Annotated in this window: 16 protein-coding genes; 8 read left to right on the forward strand and 8 right to left on the reverse strand. The window is 67.7% G+C overall.

Annotation, left to right across the window (positions count from 1 at the left end; all coding sequences use genetic code 11):
* Positions 1–12 precede the first annotated feature (12 nt).
* The 3 genes from ACWDXS_RS17105 to ACWDXS_RS17115 all read right to left on the reverse strand — a co-directional run bounded on the left by ACWDXS_RS17105 (position 13) and on the right by ACWDXS_RS17115 (position 7,553).
* Complete coding sequence (locus tag ACWDXS_RS17105) at positions 13–2,844, reverse strand: hypothetical protein (RefSeq protein ID WP_449966658.1); 2,832 nt, start codon at positions 2,842–2,844, stop codon at positions 13–15.
* Positions 2,844–4,640: an HSP90 family protein gene (locus ACWDXS_RS17110; protein ID WP_449966661.1), complete on the reverse strand. Its 1,797-nt coding sequence runs from the start codon at positions 4,638–4,640 to the stop codon at positions 2,844–2,846. Before ACWDXS_RS17110 ends, ACWDXS_RS17105 begins: the two co-directional genes overlap by 1 nt.
* Positions 4,641–4,757: 117 nt before the next feature.
* Complete coding sequence (locus ACWDXS_RS17115; protein ID WP_449966664.1) at positions 4,758–7,553, reverse strand: AAA family ATPase; 2,796 nt, start codon at positions 7,551–7,553, stop codon at positions 4,758–4,760.
* Positions 7,554–7,675: 122 nt separating this feature from the next.
* Between ACWDXS_RS17115 and ACWDXS_RS17120 the strand changes: the two genes are divergently transcribed.
* A complete protein-coding gene (locus ACWDXS_RS17120) occupies positions 7,676–8,011 on the forward strand; it encodes a hypothetical protein (protein ID WP_378989320.1) in 336 nt (111 codons plus the stop codon).
* A 106-nt stretch (positions 8,012–8,117) separates the two neighbouring features.
* Here the strand turns inward: ACWDXS_RS17120 and ACWDXS_RS17125 are convergent, their stop codons facing one another.
* Together ACWDXS_RS17125 and ACWDXS_RS17130 are read right to left on the reverse strand one after the other, a co-directional pair.
* Positions 8,118–8,975, reverse strand: a complete 858-nt coding sequence (locus ACWDXS_RS17125) for a hypothetical protein (RefSeq protein WP_378989321.1) — start codon at positions 8,973–8,975, stop codon at positions 8,118–8,120.
* 44 nt (positions 8,976–9,019) lie between these two features.
* Positions 9,020–9,895, reverse strand: a complete 876-nt coding sequence (locus ACWDXS_RS17130; RefSeq protein WP_378989322.1) for a 3-hydroxyacyl-CoA dehydrogenase family protein — start codon at positions 9,893–9,895, stop codon at positions 9,020–9,022.
* Here ACWDXS_RS17130 and ACWDXS_RS17135 point away from each other — a divergent pair.
* The 7 genes from ACWDXS_RS17135 to ACWDXS_RS17165 all read left to right on the forward strand — a co-directional run bounded on the left by ACWDXS_RS17135 (position 9,888) and on the right by ACWDXS_RS17165 (position 16,161).
* The gene (locus ACWDXS_RS17135; RefSeq protein ID WP_449966669.1) at positions 9,888–10,415 is read left to right on the forward strand and encodes a zinc ribbon domain-containing protein; all 528 of its coding nucleotides are present in this window, start codon (positions 9,888–9,890) and stop codon (positions 10,413–10,415) included. The two genes, ACWDXS_RS17130 and ACWDXS_RS17135, sit on opposite strands and share 8 nt — an antisense overlap.
* A gap of 108 nt (positions 10,416–10,523) precedes the next feature.
* Positions 10,524–11,879, forward strand: a complete 1,356-nt coding sequence (locus tag ACWDXS_RS17140; RefSeq protein ID WP_378653593.1) for a hypothetical protein — start codon at positions 10,524–10,526, stop codon at positions 11,877–11,879.
* A gap of 99 nt (positions 11,880–11,978) precedes the next feature.
* Positions 11,979–12,770 carry a TIGR03084 family metal-binding protein gene (locus ACWDXS_RS17145; protein ID WP_449966672.1) on the forward strand — a complete coding sequence of 264 codons (792 nt, stop codon included), beginning with the start codon at positions 11,979–11,981 and terminating at the stop codon, positions 12,768–12,770.
* 335 nt (positions 12,771–13,105) lie between these two features.
* Positions 13,106–13,807 (forward strand): hypothetical protein, encoded by a 702-nt coding sequence (locus ACWDXS_RS17150; protein WP_449966675.1) that lies wholly within the window; start codon positions 13,106–13,108, stop codon positions 13,805–13,807.
* The gene (lhgO, locus tag ACWDXS_RS17155; protein WP_449966678.1) at positions 13,804–15,021 is read left to right on the forward strand and encodes an L-2-hydroxyglutarate oxidase; all 1,218 of its coding nucleotides are present in this window, start codon (positions 13,804–13,806) and stop codon (positions 15,019–15,021) included. The genes ACWDXS_RS17150 and lhgO overlap by 4 nt, the downstream gene beginning before the upstream one ends.
* A 71-nt stretch (positions 15,022–15,092) precedes the next feature.
* Complete coding sequence (locus tag ACWDXS_RS17160; protein ID WP_378989329.1) at positions 15,093–15,566, forward strand: SRPBCC family protein; 474 nt, start codon at positions 15,093–15,095, stop codon at positions 15,564–15,566.
* A gap of 10 nt (positions 15,567–15,576) precedes the next feature.
* The gene (locus ACWDXS_RS17165; RefSeq protein ID WP_378989330.1) at positions 15,577–16,161 is read left to right on the forward strand and encodes a ribonuclease H family protein; all 585 of its coding nucleotides are present in this window, start codon (positions 15,577–15,579) and stop codon (positions 16,159–16,161) included.
* Between the two features lie 92 nt (positions 16,162–16,253).
* On the opposite strand, the gene ACWDXS_RS17170 is transcribed toward ACWDXS_RS17165, so the two are convergent.
* From ACWDXS_RS17170 to ACWDXS_RS17180, 3 genes are all read right to left on the reverse strand, one after another.
* Complete coding sequence (locus tag ACWDXS_RS17170) at positions 16,254–17,000, reverse strand: hypothetical protein (protein ID WP_449966682.1); 747 nt, start codon at positions 16,998–17,000, stop codon at positions 16,254–16,256.
* Between the two features lie 129 nt (positions 17,001–17,129).
* Complete coding sequence (locus ACWDXS_RS17175) at positions 17,130–18,308, reverse strand: MlaD family protein (protein ID WP_378989332.1); 1,179 nt, start codon at positions 18,306–18,308, stop codon at positions 17,130–17,132.
* Entirely contained in the window at positions 18,305–19,393 is a 1,089-nt protein-coding gene (locus tag ACWDXS_RS17180) for an MCE family protein (protein ID WP_378989334.1), read from the reverse strand. Before ACWDXS_RS17180 ends, ACWDXS_RS17175 begins: the two co-directional genes overlap by 4 nt.
* Positions 19,394–19,400: the final 7 nt, after the last annotated feature.

Consider the following 19,400-nt stretch of genomic DNA (forward strand, 5'->3'; position numbering starts at 1 on the left):
ATCAGGTGCGCGTCAGGCGAGCTGGGCTCGGGTGTCGGCCAGCAGTTCCGACAGCATCGGCTTGGCCGCGTGGTCGTCGGCCAATTCCGCGACGGCCTCGGTGAGGATCTTCTCGGCTTCGGTGGGGCGGTTCAGCTCGATCAGGAGTACGGCGCGCTCGTAGTCGGAACGGGTGGCCTGGTCGCCTGCGTCGATGGCGCGGAAACCCGCGGCGGCGGCGTCTGCGCGCGGGAGGGCGTCGTCGGGGCGTTGCGCGCGACGCAGGATCCGGGCGGCGTTGTGGTTGTGCCGGGCCGTGTGCCAGATGAGCAGTTCGGTGTCCGGATGGGCGGTGGCGAGCTTCGCGATCGCTTCGTCGGAGGCCGCGATGGCCGTGATCGCGGCGGTGTAGTCGCCGGTCCAGTGCAGCGACAGCGCGGCGCTGTAGCGGCAGTAGGCGACGCGCACCGGATCACCGAATCTCTCGGCGACCTCGGCGGCCAGCACGTAGCGCTCGGTGGCCTCGGCATCGCGATCGAGTACGTCGAGCAGATCGGCGGTCTCGACGAGGGCATGGGATTCGCCGCCGAGATTGCCGGTGGCGCGGTCGAATTCGATGATCTCGTCGAGGACGGTGAGTGCCGGTTCGTCCTCGTCCAGCCGGCGATGCAGATCGACCAGCAGGAAGCGGCAGGTCCTGGCCTGCTCGAGGGCCCCGGCGCGCTCCAGCCCGGCGATCGCCTCTTCGGCCTGGTCGGCGGCGTCGAGCAACTGGCCGACGGCGCGGTAGGCGACAGCCAGATCCCATTGCACGTACGGCACCTGCGGACTACCCGCCGCGATACCGATCGCGATGGCGGTCAACAGCTCGCTGACTGCCTCCTCGTGCCTGTTCAGGTGGATGAGCAGGGCACCGCGCCGGGCGTGCACGATGAGGCGCACGCTGTCGGGGAGGTCGGCGTCGACCAGCCGAACCGCCTCATCGATCATTTCCAGCGCCGCGACCGAATCGCCCGCGTCGAGGTGAATTCCGGAAAGGTACTGGGCCACATCGGCGACCCGCCACGCCTGACCGGCCCGGCGATACGCCGCGACGGCTTCCTGTCCAGCCGCGACCGCGTCGGCGAGTTCAGTGTTGTTCTGGTGCAGATACATTCGGTGCCGGGCGACATTACCGAGCAGGATGTCCTCGCCGGCCTCGGCGGCGTCGGCCGCGGCCCGGTCGAGCAACGCGGGTAGCTCGGCGGCGTCCTCCTCGGACAGCTCGCCGCGATCGAACAGTGCGAACATGCCGCCGGAAAGCCTCAGCGTCGCAGCCGCTCTCGTCTGCGGTTCCGGCGAACTCGCCAGGTGTGACAGGGAATCCCGCAGCAGCCCGACAGCTTCCGCCACGTCGCCGTGCCTACTGAGGAGCAGGCCGAGCCGACCCAGGTCGGATTGACGGCGATCTTGCTCGCCGGTCGCGGCGAAATACGCTGCCGCCCGGCGTAACAGCGATTCGGCGTGATCGTGATCGGTCATCTGCAAGGCTGCGCCGGCCAGCACGGAGGCGCGTCGCCCGGCCAGACTCGGATCGCCCGGCTCCGGCTCGGCCGCCAACCGCTGCGCCAGGGCCCGTATTTCGGCGGGGGCGTGCTGCGTGGTCGCCTGTTCCGCGCGTTCGATCAGTTCGAGGGTGGTGAGCTCGGGGATCTCGACCGCCGCAGCCGCCGGAACCCGCTCGACCGGCACCCGGTGCGCGGCGGCCGCGGACAGCGGCAGGTAGTCGACGATCGGGCGGCTCGCCAGCTTCTGGTGGACCGATGCCGTCTGGTGATCGGTCCCGTTGCGGTGATCGAAGCGAGCGGCGATGGCCAGTGCCTCGTCGGTGAGCTCCACGTGCATTGCGCGCACGGTGGATTCGGCGGCGGGACGATCGGCGGCGGCCGGGCGGCAGAGCAACGTATCACCGTTGCCCGCATCGACGAGGGTGCGCAGGAGCAGCGCCGCGCAGGTCAGGAAGGCCAGCGCGTCCTTCGGGCTAGGCGCGCGATCGAGCCAGGAGAAATGGCGGTCGAGCAGTTCCAAGCCGCGCACCTGATTGCCCGACAGCGCGCAGAACTCGAGGTGGTCGCCGATCGCGGCGAGGTCCTGCGGCTTGGTGCGCAGCAGGCGGTAGGAGCGGCGGTGCGCGCTGCGCGCCTCGTCGAGCTGGCCGGTGCGCAGGTAGGGCAGCAGCAGTTCGGTCAGAATGAGCTGCGGTTGCTCCGAACAGCCGAGTTCGCCGGCGAGGACCGGAGCGGCCAGCTCGACGGCTTCGATGTCGCGGCCCTGGCTCGCCAGCCAGGCGACCCGGTTGGTGGGGTCACAGCCTTCACAATCGGAGTTCTCGTCACGCGGTGTGGTGCACCACCTTTCGTACCACTCGGCGGCCGCGTCGAGGTCGCCGATGTGGACCGCCACCCGATGCCTACGGCCGTACACCGCGTTCAGGCTCTGACCCTCGACCCGATAGCGGCGTTCCATCTGATCGAGGGCGGCCAGCGCCCGATCCATCGGTACCTCGGGGAATTTCGTCATCGCGCCCACCGCGGTCTTGAACTTCCACCGCAGCGACGGCGCCACCCACGACTCGTGGGCGCCGGGGTCGCGATCGTATTCGGCCAGGCAGCGGGCGAACGGGACGAACAATTTGGCCGGGCTCATCCCGTGTCCGTACGCGTCGACCATCGCCATGCGAACGTGGAACGCGAGCTCGGTGTGCGCGCCCGCCTCCGCGTGCCGCAGCACCTGTTCCAGCAGTGCGTCTTTGGCGTCACCGTAGGGCATGTCGTAGGCCTGGAACAGCAGCCGTTGCAGGTCGTCGGGGGTATTGGCGTCGGACATCAGAGCTCTCCCCGGGGATCGTGAACCGCCCAGTCGAGCAACCCGACGAATGATTTGTTCAGCAGCGCGGTGTCGACCGGCCGCATCGGATGCTGGCCCAGCAGCAGCGCCTGGCTGTAGAGCGCCTCGACCGCCGTGGTGACCAAACGGGCATCGGCGAGCCCGGTGATGCGGCGTACCAGCGGATTCCGGTAGTTGAGCACGAGCTGCGGACGGTCGCCCGCCTGGTCGGTATCGAAAGCACCCAGAATATCGGCCCACAGTTCGTCGGCGACCTCGCGGGTGGCGCGCAGTTCGGCGCGATGCTGGGCATCGCGGTCGAGCAGATACAGCGCCGCCAGCGACGGCGGATCGAAAGTGCGCAGTACCACTTCGCATTCGAGGCGATCGAGCACGCGCTGGGCGGTGGTCAGGAAGGGCCGAAGCGCCAGCTCCGTCGCCGGATCGACGAGATCGAAATGGGTGGCCAGTTCGGCGGGATCCAAACGGCGCACCCGGATCTCGGGATCGATCGCGGGCAAGCGCTCGAGAATGTCGGTGATATACGAGTAGCCGCCGTTCACCAAGCCGATGCCCGCGGCACTCGCCACCGCGGCCAGCTGCCGGAACTCCTCCACCGACGGGGTGTAGCGGACCTCGCCGAAGCGGCGGCGGAATTCGGCGAGCGGGATCTGGCCCGCGTTGGTCTCCACCGGCAACCAGCGGTCGACCAGGCGCAACATGTCGTCGTCGTGCAGGGCGAGGGCCTTCACGCCGAGATCGTGAATACGCAGGAAACGGTGCAGCGCGGACGGATCGGAGGTGGACAGTTCCACCAGCCAGTCCCTGATCCGGCCGCCGAGCGCTTCCCTCGTGCTCTCCAGCAGGTCGTCCTCGTAGAGGGCTTCGCGGCTCGCGGTGGGGCGCAGCTCGGTGGTGTCGACCACACAGCGGACGAAGAAGGCCCAGTCGGGCAGCAGGCCGGTGACGCTCTCCGCCAACAGCATTCGCTTCAGATACACACGGTGTCCGGCCTTCGCCGCCGGGTTGACCGGCTGCGGGAGCACGAAAGCCACACCGCTGACGCCGGATTCGGCGCACGCGAGATCGAAGGTGGCGAACGGGGTGAAGCCGAAGGTGTCCTCGGCGTACGCGGCGAGCGCGTTCGTGCGGTCCGAAGGAGTGGGGTGGGTTGCGCGCCAAGGGACTTCGGGCTCGGTGATCGGCTCACCGTCGACGGTGACCTCGAACGGCAGCAGGCTACCGAACAGCCGCGCCAGCTCGACGACAGTCGTCGGAGTGAGCCACTGCTCGGCGCCGCGGCGCGGCGCGAGGATCACGGTGGTGCCGGGTTCGTCGCGTTCCCGCGCGGCGGGCTCGACGCGGTAGCGGCCGTCGGCGAAACCGGTCCAGCGCACGGTCGGCCCGCCGCGCGCGGACCGGGTGAGAACCTCGGCCTCGTCCGCGACCAGGAAGCACGACAGCAGGCCGATACCGAACTGGCCGAGGAACTCGTGCCGGGCGAAGCCGAGGTCGTCGCGCTTGCCGCTGCGGCCGATCGTGGCGAGGAAGGTGTGCACCTCGGCCTCGGTCAGGCCGACACCGCTGTCATGGACACGGATGGTGCCGTCCCCGGTACGGGCGGGCGTCTCGATCCTGACCTGCGCGCGAGCCTGTGGGTCGAGGGCGTGGCGGGCGGTGATGGCGTCGACCGCGTTCTGCAGCAACTCGCGGACGTAGACCCGTGGGCTGCCGTACAGGTGATGGCTGAGCAGGTCGACGATGCCCCGCAAGTCGACCTGGAATACCTGCTCCACCGGGGTTCCCTCCCAAAACGCTGACCATCCGCTGGGTCACTGTAACTGGATCTCCGTTGGCTGGCGGCGCAGTTCTTCGCGCTCGACTCCGCCGAGAACGCAGCGGCCGGGGTTCGGTCAGTGGGGACCGCGGGTGAGCTCGGTGCGGTTGGTGACGGCGAGTTTGGCGAGGATGTTGCGGACGTGGGTTTCCACCGTGCGCTCGGAAAGGACCAGGTGGGTCGCGATTTCCCGATTGGTGAGGCCGGTGGCGACGAGGCCGTGCACTTCGCGTTCGCGGCGGGTCAGTGGGTCGGCGGTGCGGGTGGCCGTGGTGATGTCGGCGAGTAGGGTGTCGGCCGCGCGCAGACGGTGTGGCATGTCGAGGCGGCGGAAGGCGGCGGCGGCCCGGTCGGCTGCTTCGCGGGCGGCGGGGAGGTCGCCGCGGGCGAAGAGGGTGCGGGCCAGGCCGAGGTGGCCGAGGGCGACGAAGGGGCGCGCCCCGATCGCGGCGTCCATCGTCAGGCCCTGCTGGTAGAGGTCGACGGCGGCGTCGAGGTGGCCTGCGACGCGGGCGTTGTCGGCGCGGATGCGGGCGATCGAACCCACACAGATGAGCGCACCCGTGCCGTCGGCGGCGTAGTGGTGTTCGCGGCCCCGCAAGGCCCGAAAGACGCGGTCGGCAGTCTCGGCGTCGTCCAGGAATTCGGCCACGATGCCCACCGAATACACCGTGCCGGACCAGCGCGGGCCGATCTCGAGGGTGTCGGGCAGCAGGCGGAACGGCGCGAACAGGGCCTGCGCCTCCTCGAGATCGCCTGCCATCGCGTGCAGCATCGGGGCGAACAGCTGGGCGATCGTGATCTTCGGGGCGAAGGCCAGCGAAGCCAGCGCCGCGGTGAGCTCGTCACGGTCGATGTGACCGACGATCACGGCATACATGCCACGGAAGGCATGGTGCAGGCCGGCGAGGGAGTTGTCGCCGATGCCGACCGCCAGTTCGTGGGCGGCGGTGTCGGATGCCAGGGCGGCGGGGAAGTCGCCGACCAGGGCCGCGCGGGTGGCCCGCAGGCGCAACAGGTGCCAGCGGGCGAGCGGGAGGCGGCGGCGGTCGGCGAGGAGTTCGATGTGGTCGAGGGCGTTGTCGAAGGCAGGCAGGTCGCCGCGTTGCAGGGATGCGTCAGCTGTCCACACGTATCCCCAGAGTTGTGCCAGCGGCTGCTCGGCGTCGGCCGCGATCTCGATTGCCCTCGCCGCGAGCACCGTTCGCTCCGCCAGGAAGTCCACGGCCGCAAGCGAGAGATGGCGGGCGTGGATCGCGTCGAGGACGACGTCGGGATCGGTGGACCGTTCGGCGGCGCGCATGGCCCGGTCGGAGAGTTCCCTGGCCCGCGCGCCCGCGCCGCGGTCGGCGGCCGACAGGGCACGCTGGGCGAGGATGCGGGCGACGAGGTCGGGATGCTTGTCGGTTTCGAGCAGGCGTAATGCCTTGCCGCAGAGGGCATCCAGTTGCGTCATCACGGTCGGGGTGGTGACGCCCTGCACCACCAAGCCTGCTTCCGCGAGCAGGTCGGGGCGGTCTGCTCGTTCGGCCGACGCGCCCGCCTCGACACAGTGGTCGAGGCTGGTGGCCACCCAACCGGCGGCGAACTCGTCGCGCGCCAGCTCGATCAGCAGCTCGGCGCGCTCGGCATCGGAGGCGGTGCCGCCCGCGGCATCGATGGCCCACTGCCCGAATCGGATCGCCTCGGCGTAGGCGGCACTCGCGCGGGCCGATCGCGCGGCCCGACGGGACCAATGGCGACCGGACGGGGAGTCCGCACAGCCGCTCGCCTGCCGCCAGTGGGTCGCGATCGCCCCTGCCACCGCCGAATCCGGACCACCTCGCCCACTCAGCACCTCGGCGGCCGCGCGGTGACAGGCCGCTCGCCGCGAAGGGGCGAGGTCGGCGTACACGGCATCGCGCACCAAAGCGTGCGTGAAACCCGTGGTGTCGTCGGCGAAACGACGGACGATACCGGCCGCGGTTGCCGCATCGAGCGCCTTCGCCACCGGATCGAAGACCGGAACGAGCTCCGACGGCAGCACCGATCCGTAGACCTGCGCCAGCAATTCGGTATCGATGCGTTCACCGAGCACGCTCGCGGCACCGAGAACCTCGATATGGGTGGGGTCGATACGGTCGAGCTGGGCGAGGATCAGGCGGCGGATTCCGGGGACCGACAGGAGCGGGTCGTCGCCGGCGCCCATGTCGGCATCGATGACCAGGCGGACCAGCAGGGGAGTGCCGCCGGTGCGTTCGTGCACGCGGTGCGCGAGATCCGGAGTGAGGCCGCGCTGTTCGAGCCAGTAGCGGACCTCGTGTTCGGAAAGACCTGGTACGGACAGCGATTGGAAGTGGGGTAGGCGCAGCCAGGCGGGCTGGTCGGCGAGCAGGGTTTCGCCCATCGGTTCGCGAGCGGTGCCGACGATGAGCACCTTGGTGCGCGGCGTTTCGGTCGCCACGTGGGTGAGCAGCGCCAGCGACGTGGGATCGGACCAGTGCAGATCCTCGAGCACCAGCAGCAAACCCGACGGCGCGGCGGCCGCGACGAGGACATCGGCGACCTCGGTGAACATCCGGAAGCGCTGGGCGGCGGGCCCGCCACCGGGTTCGGTGACGGTGTCGAGGGCGGCGGCCAGTTCGGGGAGCTCGCGCGCGGCCCGGCGCCACGGCCACAGCGGCGGCATCCCCGCGTCGTCGAGGGCACTGCCACGGGCAACCCGCAATCCCGCCTCGGCGGCCAGCGAGCCGACCTGCTCGGCCAACCACGATTTGCCGATCCCCGCTGTGCCGCTGACCAGCACGAATCGGCCCGCACCCGAGGCCGCGGCCACCACCGCGGCGCGCAGGCGGGCGATCTCCTCATGCCGTCCGACGGCCGGAGTCTGCACCGCCCCAGTATCTCGCGCGGGCGCGAGTTCAGTACTGCGAATACGTACCGGCACTGATCCGCGCGATGCCGTTCGGCGCGACGCTTGAGCTATCCGATTCCCCCAGTTCAGGAGATGAAATCATGTACGCACACGTCATCTGGTTCGACCAGCCACGCACGGCGACCGAACTCGCCGCCGTCGACTTCGCCAACGCCAACCGCATCGAGCCCGCCGTCGCGGGAGTGCCTGGGCTGCTCGACTTCTACGAACTGCGGCGCGCCGACGGCTCCGGCATGGTGATCGGCATCGCCGAGACCGAGGACGCCCTGCACGCGGTGCGCGAGGCGATCCTGGCCACCGAACTGCTGCCGGGGGAGGACCCCGCCCTGCTGCCCGGCCCCGACCGGGTGGAGATCTGCCCGGTGCTCACCCACCGCGACCGAGCCGCCATCTACGCCAGGGCGGACGAGTCATGAACCTGATCATGGTGGGCAGCCGGATGCCGGTCGGCCGGTGTGTCGGCCTCGCCGTGCAAGCCGTGCTGCGGTCGGCGGTTCCCGCCCGCGAGCGGGAACCGCGGCGCTACAGGTCGGCCAGGGCGATACCGGTGAGCGGGCTGCCGATGCGGACCAGGTCGGTATCGGTACCGGTGCCGATGTCGACCAGGCGGATCGTGCCGCCGAGATCGCTCACATAGAAGCGGGAATCGAAACCGGTGACGCCGATCGCCTCGCGGTAGCCGGTGGAGATGATCGCCGGGGTCCCGACCTCCGGCTGGACCTTGGCCTCGTATAGCGCGTTGCCGCGGGGGGCGGCACCGCGGTCGGTCCAGACGAGATCGCCGAGACCGTGGAGTTCGACATCGATCGGCTCGGGCAGGTTCTCCCAGAGCAGCTCGATATCGGTGCGGGCGGCAGGATCCGCGCCGGGGGGCAGATCCATCCGAGTGCGGAAGATCCGGCCCTCGCCGCCCTTGGCCGCGCCCTTCTGCGTCCAGTAGAGCAGGCGGCGGTCGAGGTCGAGGCAGATGCCGACGCACCAGTTGCGCGGGAGGGAGGCATCGGCATCGCCCTCGCCGGTCACCACGAGGGCGTGCAGGTCGTCACCGTTCAGATCACAGGTGAGAACCTGCATGCCCTCGCGATCACACCAATACAGCCTGCCCCCTTCGACATCGGCGGCGAGCTGTTTGCCGGTGGTGAAGGCGCCGATCGGGACGATCGTGGTGCGGTTGCCGCCGTCGAGGTCGACCCGTTCGATGGAACCGTTGCGGGAGAAGAACTCCGGTTCGACGCCCGGCTCCGGACGCGCGTCGGGGGTGCCCATGTTGGTCCAATAGATATGGCCACGCAATTTGTCGACGACGACACCGTCGGGAAAACGATCGAGGCCGTCGACCACGGTGCGCACGTGTTTGCCGTCGAGCGAAATAGCATGCATCGCAGCTGCTTCGAGATCTAGGGCGACTATCTCGGTCATGGGGCTCAGCCCTGCTTCGGCTTCGGGTAGTCGTCGTAGAAACCCGCACCCGTCTTCACCCCGAGTTTGCCCGCGTCGACATATTTCTTGAGCAGCTCGACCGGGCCCTTCGGCAGGTTCGGGTTCTCCTGCTCGTAGTGCTCCTCGATATCGAGCACCACATCCAGACCCACCTGGTCCATCATCCGGAACGGGCCCGCCTTGGTACCGAAATTCCGCATGAACATCTCGTCGACATCATGGGGAATCGACACACCCTCGTGCACCACCTCGAGCGACTCGCGCTTGATGGCGGCCCAGATGCGGTTGAAGATGAAGCCGGTCGACTCCTTGCGCACCAGGTACGGGTGCAGGCCGTACTCCGGAAAGGTCTTCAGGACGAAGTCGAGGACGTCCTGCGAGGTCTGACCGTCCGACATCACGTCGAGCACCGTCGACTGCGGCGGCATATAGAAGTGGGTGTTGAGCATCCGGTCGTTGGTCGTCAAACCCTCGGTGAACAACCGGCTCGCGTACGACGACGAGTTCGAGGCGACGATCGCGTCGGCATCGGCATCGGCGTCGAGCTGGGCGAAGACCTTCTTCTTCAGGTCGAGGATCTCCGGCACCGCCTCGACCACCAGCCACGCGCCCTTCACACCGATCGCCTGATCGGGCACATACTCCGCGGTGCCCGGCTTGCCGTCGGGCACCGTATCGGCCACCTCGGGCAGCTGTTTCTCCACGAAAGCCACGGCCGCGTTGCCGACCTCGCCATCGGGATCGATGATGCGGACCTCACCGCCCCTGGTGGCGAACATCAGGGCGATCCTTCTACCCAAGGTGCCACCACCGATCACCGCGACCGGACGCTCGAAATGATTCTTCGGAACATTGCTCACAGCGACTCCCTCTGCACAGGCGACGGGGGAAGAACTCAGTGACGCAGACAACAGCCATGCCAGCCTAGCTCCGACGTGCGACAGCGCGGTTGTCCCACGCACGCCTCGCGTTGACTCCCCTCGCGACCCGGGCCGCATCAGCGATGTCGGGTGGGCCGACTTCGCCCGACTTTTGATCTACAAACAGGCATGGCGTAGCGGCACGGCCACCGCGGATCGTTGGTACCCGTCGAGTAAGCGGTGCTCGGCCTGCGCGACAATCAATCCCGCCCTGAAGTTGGCCGATCGAGTGTTTATCTGCGGGTGTGGGTTTCGTGCCGACCGTGACCACAACGCGGCGATCAACCTTGCTTGCTGGCCCACGATTCACCAAGACGCTCCACGATCCCCGGACCCCCGAGCAAGAGGCCGGGTTACCGAAGTCCGCCGACGGGAAGGCGCTGACCGATACCCTTCGGGTGTCGGTGTAACCGACCCGGGAGAAGCGGAAACCGACGTTCACGCCGCATTCGTGGCCTGAACCTAGGACGCCCGAGAAGGGCGGTGTCTGGCCCCATCGGGTGCCCAGACATGCTGTTATCCTCACGTTCTTCACGTATTTCGCGCGTCAGCACTAGGGGGCTCCTCGATGACCACACTGGCCTCCGGACTCTTCATCGATTGGGAAGAGCTGACGGGGCAGTCGAAATTCGTCGTCGAGCTGATCAGTTTCCCGATCTTCAGCGCGCTCGCCGGTTGGCTCACCAACTGGACCGGCGTGCTGATGCTGTTCTGGCCGCTGTACTTCAAGGGCTTCCGGGTGCCGATGCTGCACGTGCTGTACCCGTACCTACCCAGGCGCGTGCAGGTGCTGCCCACGTTTTCCGGTGACGGGCGCATGCTCGGCTTCCAGGGCTTCATCCCGGCACGCGCGGAGAAGATGGCGAGCATCTGCGTCGATTCGGCGCTGTTGCGGATCGGCAGCCCACGCGACTTCATCCATGAACTCGATCTCGACGGGATCGGCGATTATCTCGCCGAACGGGCGCGCGATCAGGTGCAGCCGATCGTCGACGAGATCATGTACCGGGAGAACCCCGATCTGTGGCGCTCGCTGCCCAGACCCGTGAAACAGGCCATCTACCAGCGGGTCGACCGGCAGCTGCCCGCGCTGTGCCGGCGCGCGTTCGAGAGCCTCGGCGACAATATCGACCAGCTGCTCGACGTGAAGAACTTCGTGATCCGGTACCTGGAGAAGAACCCGGCCATCCTGAAGGACCTGACCACCACCATCGCCGCGCCCGAACTCAAGTTCATGGCGCGGATCGGTCTGCTCGGCGCGCCCTTCGGCTTGATTCTGGCGCTCTACCTGCACGTGCACTCGAAGATCCCGTACTTCGGCGCGATCCCGGCCTGGGTGATCGTGCTGTTCGCGTCGGCGATGATCGGCGTGACGGTGAACGTGATCGCGATCAAGATGGTGTTCGAACCCGGCGATCCGCAGCCGCGCTACAAGTATCTGTGGCGTCAGGCGCTGCTGGCCAAGCGTCAGCCCCAGGCCGCCACCGACCTCGCCCACATCCTGGCGTACCAGGTGCTGACCGTGGAGAACCTCTCCGTCGAGCTCTTGGAAGGGCCGAACGGGGACAAGACGCGTCAGCTCATCGAGCGGGTGGTGTCGGAGGAGATCCACAAGCAGCTCGGCGCGACCGCGTTCATGGTGCGAGCCGCACTCGGCAAGAAACAGTTCGAGAATCTGGCGGTCTCGGGCGCGGGCGCCGGGCTGGTTTCGGCGCGCACGATGATCGAGGACGAGCAGTTCGTGCTGGAACAGGCGAAGAAGATCGACGACTTCGCGGCGCGCAAGCTGCGGACATTGACGCCCGGCGAGTTCATGGAGATGTTCTACGCGTCGGTCGAACAGGACGCGTGGTTGCTGTATCTGCACGGTGGGGCGCTGGGCATCGGTGTCGGCGCGCTCCACCTGCTGACCTTCGGCTGGTAATAACAAGCACGCGTGCTTGCATTTTTTGACGGTCGCTGCGACTCTTGGTGACGACGGCGCACCGGCACCGGGTCGCGCCATGATCGGCAAGGGAACTCCATGGCTGACCTCGCAGCGCTGCTCGACGATTACGCCGCCGAATGCGCGGATCTGGAAAACCTGGTCGCACCGCTGACCCCCGAGCAGTGGCAGACGCCGACACCCGCGCCACGCTGGGACATCGCCACCCAGATCGCCCACCTGACCTGGACCGACGAGGTATCGCTGATCGCCGCCACAGACGCCGAGGGCTTCGCGGCCTTCCTCGCCGAAGCGGCCCCGCGCGGCCTGACCATCGTCGACGACGGCGCCGAGGAAATCGCCCAGACCCCACCCGCCGACCTGCTGGTTCGCTGGCGGACCGGACGCGAGCAGTTGATCGCCGCGCTGGCCGCCGTCCCCGCGGGCACCAAGCTGCCGTGGTTCGGCCCGCCGATGAGCGCCGCGTCGATGATGTCGGCCCGCATCATGGAAACCTGGGCCCACGGCCAGGACGTCGCCGACGCGCTCGACGTCACCCGCGTCCCCACCGCCCGCCTGCGCACAGTGGCCCACATCAGCGTCCGCGCCAGGAACTACGCCTACCTGGTCAACGGCGAATCCGGCCCCACCGATGAATTCCGCGTGGAACTGACCGCCCCCGACGGCACTCTGTGGACCTGGGGCCCCGAAGACGCACCCCAGCGCGTCACCGGCCCCGCCATCGACTTCTGCCTCGTGGCGACCCAGCGCCGCCACCGTGAAGACACCGCCCTGACCACCGAGGGCCCGGACGCCGACCACTGGCTCGGCATCGCCCAGGCCTTCGCCGGCCCGCCCGGACCAGGCCGCCACGCAGGCCAGTTCGCCTGAAAGTCAGCATGAGAACAGGCGAGCGCCTTCCCAGAGCGCCATTCGTGCCGACTGCCCCGGACTTCGTTGGCCGGGGGTGACCACCGTGGCAGTCGTGAATGACGCTCGCCTGCTCCCTTCAGATACCCGATACCGGGTGTGAGAAACACTTGCCCAGCCGAAAACCCGCCCCGACTAGGACTGATACGGCGCCGTTTCGGATGTGGCTCTGATCTCAGCCGTGGGAGGCGCTCACCGCGCGCGGTACTCGGTACCGTAGGTATCAGCACGTGGCTTTCAACGATGCGGGCCCGCTCTACTCGGGTATACCCACAGCCACAGGAGGGAACCGCATCGTGACCGCACATCGGCCTGCTCAGATCGTGCGCCTGTCCGCGATCATCTTCTCCGGCGCCGCCAGCCTCTGCCTCACCGTGGCCGCGGGCGCCTACATCGTCAATCACATGCCGGAACTGGCACCGCCGCCCACCGAATTCGCGGGACCGGCCGCGACGCCGAATCCCGGCCACCACCGCCCCTTCTCGATCGAGGACTCCGCACCCCGCGTCGGCGGTGTGGAGCTGGCCATGTCCTTCGGCGCGCCGACGCTGTCCACCGAGCGCTCCGACCCCGCCGCCACGCGCACGCCGATCACCGCGCAGCAGTCCGGAGTCGGTGCGCGACCGGGTAATTCACCGCTGACCGGGCGGGTCGGGATCGGCGGCACCTATGTCGGCGCGCAGGTGACACCGCCGCGCAGCGATACCGTGGCGTTCACCGTCGACACCAACCTCGTCACGGTGGCGGCGAAATACCTCGGCCTGGCGGTGGATCCGGCCGCGGTCACCGCGCTGCACACCGAATTCGACGCGCGCCGTGGCGAGTTGGTTTTCGTGCTGTCGGATCCCGGCCTCGGCAGCCACACGTTGCGGGTCGAGGGCGCAGGCACCGAACCGGCCGAGACCCCCGGCACCACCGCGACACCGTCCGAAGACGAGGGCGACGCCGAGGCACCGCGATCCGCGACCGGGGAACTGCCGACTACCGTCGGCGTGTGACTCCTCGCGGCACCTCGAACGGTGCGTACGACTTCTGTGTGGTCGGCGGCGGCATCGTCGGCGTGGCCACCGCGCATCGGTTGCTGACCCAGCATCCCGAGGCGAGCCTGGTGCTCATCGAGAAGGAAGACACGCTCGGCGCGCATCAGACCGGGCACAACAGCGGCGTCATCCACTCCGGGATCTATTACCCCCCGGACAGTTTGAAGGCACGGCTGTGCCGGGCCGGTGCGCGATGGACGAAGGAATTCGCCGCGGCCCACGACATTCCGTTCCGTGAATGCGGAAAGTTGCTGGTAGCCACCGATTCCGCCGAACACGCGCGGATGCTGGCGCTGTACGAGCGTTCGATCGCCAACGGCGTGGAGGTCGAGGCGATCGACGCGGCCGAACTGCGGCGGCGCGAACCACGGATCGCTGGGGTCGGCGCGCTGTTCGTGCCCGCCACCGGCATCATCGACTACACGTTGGTCACCGCCGCGCTCGCCGCCGAGGTCGAGTCGATGGGCGGCAGGATTCTGCTCGGCACCGCAGTCGAGGCGATCACCGAGAGTGTCTCCGCCGTCACTGTTTCGGGTCCGGGTGGTTCGGTCACCGCGGGCACACTGATCGTGTGCGCGGGCCTGCAGGCCGACCGGATGGCACGAAAGGCCGGGATAGAAACGGACTTTCGGATCGTTCCGTTCCGTGGCGAGTACTACCGGCTCCCCGCCGAGCGATCGGATCTGGTACGCACGCTGATCTATCCGGTGCCCGACCCCGCGCTGCCGTTCCTCGGCGTGCACCTGAGCCCCACCATCGACGGCGAACTCACCGTCGGCCCCAACGCGGTGCTCGGGTTGTCGCGGGAGGGGTATCGCAAGGGCAGCGTGAACCGACGTGACGCCATCGACGTGCTGGGTTTCGCCGGCGTGCGCCGGGTGGCCCGCGACCATCTCGCCACCGGGATCCGCGAGCTCCGCAATTCGGTGTTCAAGCGCGGCTACCTCGCCGAATGCCGCAAATATTGCCCCGAACTCAGCACCGACGACCTGCTCCCGCACCGTGCGGGCATCCGGGCCCAGGCGGTGCTGCGTGACGGCACGCTGGTGCACGACTTCCTCATCGAACGCACGCCGCGCTCCATCCACGTGCTCAACGCACCGTCCCCGGCCGCCACGTCGGCGATGCCGATTGCGGAATACCTGGTCGAACAACTCCATTCCGCTAAATAAAGAGGAGATTTGTAGTACTTTTGGCTCCTGTACGCGTGGGCGAGGAAACCCATCCGGAGCAGGGAGGGCCGATGGGCCACATCAGGTTTGCGAGTGACGTCGGCGCACCGGTCGATGCCGCCTTCGCCTACACCGAGGATTTCCGCCACGCGCCGCAGTGGCTGGTCGGCGTCACCGACGTCGCGCCGCTGGGCGAACCGGATCAGGGCTTGGGCGCCGCGTTCGCGGTGAAAGTCCGGTTGTTCGGAGTGATCCCGCTGCGTTCATCGGTGGAGATCACCGAATATCGGCGCAATGCCGTCATCGGGTATACCCTGCGTGGGCGGGTATACGGAACCGTTACCCTGCGATTCGATCCACTCGGCTACGAACGGTCGGTGCTGACCTCCGAAGCCGACTATCCACCACCACGCGGCATGTTCGGCCGCCTGTGCCACGGCCTCGTCGACGCGGCCGCGAAATCGGCACTGCGCCGAACGGAATCGCGGTTGCGAAGGGAGATAGAGGCATTCCACGGTACCGATCTTGTCGGCCGCATCGCCTAGGGTGGCGGTCATGATCATCGTGAGCACCGACGGGTCCTGCCTGCGCAATCCCGGTGGTGCCATCGGCTGGGCATGGGTGAATCATTCCGGGCCCGCCGACAGTGGTGGCGCGGCCAGCGGCACCAACCAGATCGCCGAACTGCGCGGGGTACTGGAAGCCATCCTCGCCCACCCCGGCGCCGAACCGATGCTCATCGAGAGCGACTCCCAGTACGCCATCAAGTGCGCCTCGGAATGGATCACCAGCTGGCGACGCAACGGCTGGCGCACCTCCACCGGCGGCGCGGTGAAGAACGTCGAGATCATCAAGCAGATCGACCGGGCCATCACCGGCCGCGAAGGACCGGTGCGGTTCCGCTGGGTGCGCGGCCACGTGGGCAACTACTTCAACGAACAAGCCGACAAACTGGCGGGCGAAGCGGCACGAGCAGTCCGCGAGAACCCGGCTCTCGGCCGCGAGTCGGCCCCGGTCGCGCCGGAACCGGCAAGGATTCGGCGCCGGGAACCCGCGGCGCCTGTCCCCACGAACTCGGTCTCCACAGGGAAGTCGGTCGCAGCTGAAGTGCCGGTAGCAGGGACTCTGACCCTGTTCTAGGTGCGGTGCGACCGGAGTGGGACCGCACAGCGAAACGCCGCGGGCGATGAATCTGCCCGCGGCGTTTCGATTGGCTCGGTTTCCCCGTGCGCTCAGTTCCCGGGTGTCGGGACAGGCGCGGGAGCCGGAGACGGAACGGCCTGACCGGGCGCCGTACCACCGGCGGCCTCGCCGCCGCCGTTCTTGAGCAACGGCGAGTCCAGCTTGCTGACCAGCCACTTGTCGCCCGAGTGCTCGAGGCTCATCTCGATCGCGAACATCATCCGGTCGGGCTGGGTCTGGGTGAAGTTGGTGCGGTACTGGGTCATGGTGACCATGGCCTTGACATCGTCGGTGCTGCCCGAGATGTAGGCGCACTGCACGTCTTCACCGGTCGACTTGACCTGGGCCTGCACCATGGCGCCCTTGAGCGCATCGCTGGCGTCGCTGAACTCCTTGAGGTAGTCGCCGGTGGCGCCCGCCTTCATCGACGCGATGTAGCCGTCGAGATCCTTGGAGTAGTCGTAGTTGGCCAGGATGGCGCCGTAATCACAGGCGGCCTTGGTGGACTCGGCGATCGCGTCGAGCTTCTCGGCCTTGTTGCTGTTCTGCAGGAAGAACACCACGCCCGCGGTGATCGCGCCGACCGCGACCACACCGGCCACACCTGCGGCGATCCAGCCCTTCGAGCTCGATGCCGCGCTCGGGGCCGGCGCCTCGGTCACGGTCTGTGCCTGCACAGTCGGCTGATCGACCTCGGGAGTCGCCGCCGCACCCTTCACAGTGTCGTCGGCCTTCGCCAGATCGGGCTTGTCTGCTGCGGCAGCATCGGACTTACTCTGGGCATCGTCGCTGGTCATCGAATCAATCCTGCTCTTTCCCGGCGCACATATCGCACCGATTTCCGATCGTGGTCCGTGAGCCGGGCCACACGTTCTTCCCCGCGAGTATGCCCGGTCAAGCTGTGAACAGCCTGGCCGGGCACCATCTCACTTGGCGGGAATGGGTGTCCGCTCGTTCGGGTCGACACCGGGCGGCATCTGCGCGCCGTTGTTGGGCACGTTCGGCCGCGGGGCGTTGGCCGAACCACGGATCTGCAGGTCAGAGGTCGGGTTGGTGCAGTAGTTCCACTTCGGAATGCTGCCGTCCTGTACCTCTTCGTTGCGCCGGTACGCGGTGTCGTAGTTACACGTCGGGCGCGGCCAGATGTCGATGATGGTGTGGAATTCGCCGTCGTGCGCCGGAGCGCTGATCGACCCGAGCCCCAGTGCCAGCGACGGGAACAGCAGCCGCAGCGCGGGCGTACGCAGCTGCGCGGCCTTGGTGATCGCCACGAAGTTGGCCGCCAGCGAACTGATCGGATCGGCGGTCGCGTCGAGCACCGCGCCGAGCGTTTCGAACTGCGCAGGCGCGTTGTCGAGCACGCTCTGCAGCTCGGCGTTGGCGTTGTTGAACTGCGTGAGCAACGCACCCGAATTCTGGGTGAGCGTCTGCAGATCGGGCTGGGCGTGCGAGGTGGTCTCGGCGATCACCCGCAGGTTGGCGATGAGGTTCACCGTCTGCGGAAGCAGGTTGTCCAGACCCGCGACCACCAGGCTGACGCCGTTGATCAGGCCGCGCAGCTGATCGGGACCGGCACCGAGCGCGATGTCGAGCTCGTCGAGGATCACGTCGAACTGCTTCGGATTCACCTGGGCGATCAGCGCGCTGGTGTCGTCGAGCACAGCCCACACCGGAACCGGCGTCTGGATCTGCTCCGGGTTGTACTTGATCACCGCGCCGTCCCGGAGGAACGGACCGACATCGCTCTTCGGCCGGAAGTCGATGTACTGCTCGCCCGCAGCCGAGAGCGCCGCCACCTGGATCATGGTGTCGACCGGGATCTTGAAATCCTTGTCGATCCGGGTCTTGGCGGCGATCGCCTCGCCGTCGTTGATCAGCTCGATCGAGGTGACCTTGCCGATCCGGAACCCGCGCATGGTCACGTCGTTGCCCGGCTGCAGACCGCCGGAGCGATCCAGGTTCACGGTGACGTCGTACTCGGACCGCAGCGGGTTGACCCGCATCACGTTGACCAGCAGGTACGACCCACCGAGCAACAGCACGACTACGAGCGCGCTGTTCGCCAGCAAGATCTTGCTGCTCGCGAACTTCTTCAGCCTGCTCATCGGTGGCCTCCCACTCGGCCCTGAACGATCTGCAGCACCTGGATGAAGCTGCCGACGAAATCGTTCACATCTTTCAAGTCCCAGAGCTTGCTGTTCGCCGGGTCGGTCAACAGGCCCACATCGAGGTTGGTCAGCGTCGCGTACGGCGCCAGGCTCTTGCCCTTGAACGTCTGGTTGGCGCCGGGTCGGATCGCGTGCAACTGATCCATCACATACCCGAAGTCGCTGCCGGTCGCGGCCAGCGCGTTCATCAGGTTGTCGAGATTGGTGAGCAGCTCGGACAGCTGGTCACCGGTGGTGTTGGAGTAGTCGCCGATGGCGGCGGTGGCCGTGGCGAGCTTGCTGAGCAGGTCACCGATCGCCCGGTTGTTCTCGGCGATCGCGCCGATGGCCTGGGGCAGTGTGTCGGCCACCTGGCCGAGCTGACCCTTGTTGGCCTCGATGGTGTTGGCGAGGGTGTTGAACTCCGTCAGCACCGAGTCGACCTTGGTGCTGTTGGCGTTCAGTTCGCCGATGACACCGGTCATCTCGTAGATCAGATGGCCGAGTTCGGTGCCGTGCCCGTTGAGAATCGAGCCGAGTTCGGTGCCGAGCCGGCTCAGGCTGGCGACACCGCCGCCGTTGAACAGCATCGACACCGAGACCAGCAGCTCTTCCACCGTGGCGCCGGCCGAGGTGGCTTCCAGGGTGAACGTGTCGCCCGCGGCCATATCGGGCGCGCCCGCCGCGTTCTTCGGGCTGCTCAGCGCGATGAAGACGTCACCGAGGGGAGTGGCCTGGCGCAACTCCGCCGTACTGCCCTTCGGCAGCTTGAAATCGGTGTTGATCTCCATGTCGATCAGAGCTTCGAAGTTCTTGGTCGTGATCGCCGACACGACGCCGACATCGGAACCACCGACCTTCACCTTGGCCTGATCGGGCAGGTTCAGCGCGTTCTCGAACTTCGCGTGCAGGGTGTAGGTGTCGCCGCCGGTGCCCGGTTTGGGCAGCGGCAGGTCCTCTACAGTGAAGCCACAGCCGGTCGTGATCGTGACCGTGGCCAGTGCGGCCGCGGAGAGCAGCGCGCGGCGGGCCTTCATCGTCATTCGTCGG

Source organism: Nocardia sp. NPDC003183, from assembly GCF_053590715.1.

What these genes read in the sequence shown, in the direction of transcription:
- ACWDXS_RS17165 (WP_378989330.1), top strand. Translation starts at nt 15,577, where the DNA reads ATGATCATCGTGAGCACCGACGGGTCCTGCCTGCGCAATCCCGGTGGT.
- ACWDXS_RS17145 (WP_449966672.1), top strand. Translation starts at nt 11,979, where the DNA reads ATGGCTGACCTCGCAGCGCTGCTCGACGATTACGCCGCCGAATGCGCG.
- ACWDXS_RS17180 (WP_378989334.1), bottom strand. Translation starts at nt 19,393, where the DNA reads ATGACGATGAAGGCCCGCCGCGCGCTGCTCTCCGCGGCCGCACTGGCC.
- ACWDXS_RS17170 (WP_449966682.1), bottom strand. Translation starts at nt 17,000, where the DNA reads ATGACCAGCGACGATGCCCAGAGTAAGTCCGATGCTGCCGCAGCAGAC.
- ACWDXS_RS17120 (WP_378989320.1), top strand. Translation starts at nt 7,676, where the DNA reads ATGTACGCACACGTCATCTGGTTCGACCAGCCACGCACGGCGACCGAA.
- ACWDXS_RS17125 (WP_378989321.1), bottom strand. Translation starts at nt 8,975, where the DNA reads ATGCATGCTATTTCGCTCGACGGCAAACACGTGCGCACCGTGGTCGAC.
- ACWDXS_RS17160 (WP_378989329.1), top strand. Translation starts at nt 15,093, where the DNA reads ATGGGCCACATCAGGTTTGCGAGTGACGTCGGCGCACCGGTCGATGCC.
- ACWDXS_RS17140 (WP_378653593.1), top strand. Translation starts at nt 10,524, where the DNA reads ATGACCACACTGGCCTCCGGACTCTTCATCGATTGGGAAGAGCTGACG.
- ACWDXS_RS17175 (WP_378989332.1), bottom strand. Translation starts at nt 18,308, where the DNA reads ATGAGCAGGCTGAAGAAGTTCGCGAGCAGCAAGATCTTGCTGGCGAAC.
- ACWDXS_RS17105 (WP_449966658.1), bottom strand. Translation starts at nt 2,844, where the DNA reads ATGTCCGACGCCAATACCCCCGACGACCTGCAACGGCTGCTGTTCCAG.